General features: G+C 54.2%; 1 protein-coding gene and 3 tRNA genes. All 4 read right to left on the minus strand.

Annotation, left to right across the window (positions count from 1 at the left end; all coding sequences use genetic code 11):
- On the minus strand, window positions 1–83 hold an 83-nt coding region (locus NCR38_RS12530), incomplete at its 3' end, for a GTP-binding protein (RefSeq protein WP_042615313.1).
- 62 nt (window positions 84–145) lie between these two features.
- Window positions 146–220 (minus strand) — tRNA-Thr (locus NCR38_RS12535).
- Window positions 221–236: 16 nt separating this feature from the next.
- A tRNA-Gly gene (locus NCR38_RS12540) sits at window positions 237–310 on the minus strand.
- Window positions 311–341: 31 nt separating this feature from the next.
- Window positions 342–427, minus strand: a tRNA-Tyr gene (locus NCR38_RS12545).
- Between the last annotated feature and the right edge of the window lie 193 nt (window positions 428–620).

Here is a 620-nt window from a genome sequence, read left to right on the forward strand (position 1 = left end):
AGCGTGGTCTTGCCGTGGTCAACGTGACCGATCGTACCCACGTTCACGTGCGGCTTGGTCCGCTCGAATTTACCTTTGGCCATTTTCGACTCCTAACAGGATTTTCGCACCTTGCGCCGCGCGCAACTTACTAGACTGATACAGCTGGTGCCCATGGGCAGGATCGAACTGCCGACCTCTCCCTTACCAAGGGAGTGCTCTACCACTGAGCCACATGGGCACTACAAAACCGACACTGGAGCGGGTGAAGGGAATCGAACCCTCGTCATAAGCTTGGAAGGCTTCTGCTCTACCATTGAGCTACACCCGCGAGGGTTTGGATTCCCTTACCGCTTGAATTCTGGTGGAGGAGGTTGGATTCGAACCAACGTAGGCGTAAGCCAACAGATTTACAGTCTGCCCCCTTTAGCCACTCGGGCACCCCTCCGCAGAGAACTATCGATTATGGGGTAACAACACGCCGTTGTCAAGCGTTTCTTACGCCCGAGACGATCGAAGCTCTCACCTATAGGTGAGACGGAAACGCAAAAACCCCACCTTTGTGGGGTGGGGTTTTTGTTTATCGCATGAGGAGCCTGACGATTACCTACTTTCACACGGGTATCCGCACTATCATCGGC

Source organism: Caballeronia sp. INML1 (assembly GCF_023631085.1).
GTDB classification, from domain to species: domain Bacteria; phylum Pseudomonadota; class Gammaproteobacteria; order Burkholderiales; family Burkholderiaceae; genus Caballeronia; species Caballeronia turbans.